The organism is Mesorhizobium sp. M7A.F.Ca.CA.001.04.2.1, assembly GCF_003998485.1.
Taxonomy (GTDB): domain Bacteria; phylum Pseudomonadota; class Alphaproteobacteria; order Rhizobiales; family Rhizobiaceae; genus Mesorhizobium; species Mesorhizobium ciceri.
In genome coordinates this window covers 1-660 of sequence record NZ_RZQT01000298.1, presented here as the reverse complement: position 1 = coordinate 660, position 660 = coordinate 1, and the positions used below count along the sequence as shown (strand labels likewise).

Below are 660 nucleotides of genomic sequence, written 5' to 3'. Positions count from 1 at the left end.
CGCATGAACCGGTCCGCCGCGGCAATTGCCGCCGGATCGGTCATGATTTCGCCGGAAACCGGGCGCGCGGTTCGATCGTCAGCCATCATGGCCCCAGCATTGCAGCACGTGTTCGCTTTTCGTTTCTTTTGCGTAAACACAAATGGTTAACGCTTCCCCACCGGAGCCCTCGTGACGAGTCGAAAGAGCCTAGGAATTAACCGCCGGTTAACCATGCCGGCCGATGGTCTTTACCCAGAACAGGCCGGCTCGCTGCCGTGCCGAATTTCAGGTCGTCGAAATTGATTCGCTTCGAAAATGTCGGCCTCCGCTATGGCATGGGTCCGGAAATCCTCCGCGACATCTCCCTGCACATTCCGGAGCGCTCCTTCCAATTCCTCAGCGGGCCTTCGGGCGCCGGCAAGACGACCTTGCTGCGCCTGCTGTTCATGTCGCTGAAGCCGACGCGCGGGCTGATCACCATCTTCGGCAAGGATCGCTCCCGCATTTCCCGCACCGAGCTGCCGCATCTCAGACGCCGGATCGGCGTGGTGTTCCAGGATTTTCGCCTGCTCGACCACATGACCACCTATGAGAACGTCGCGCTGCCGCTGCGCGTGCGCGGGCGCGAGGAGGCGAGCTACCGCACCGATGTCACCGAGCTGTTGAAGTGGGTCGGGC

1 protein-coding gene is annotated in these 660 nt (G+C 61.7%); it reads left to right on the top strand.

The genetic code is table 11. The annotated features are described in order from the left end of the window. Positions 1-281: 281 nt before the first annotated feature. Positions 282-660: ATP-binding cassette domain-containing protein (locus EN955_RS34610; protein WP_127223582.1), on the top strand; the 379-nt coding region annotated here is incomplete at its 3' end.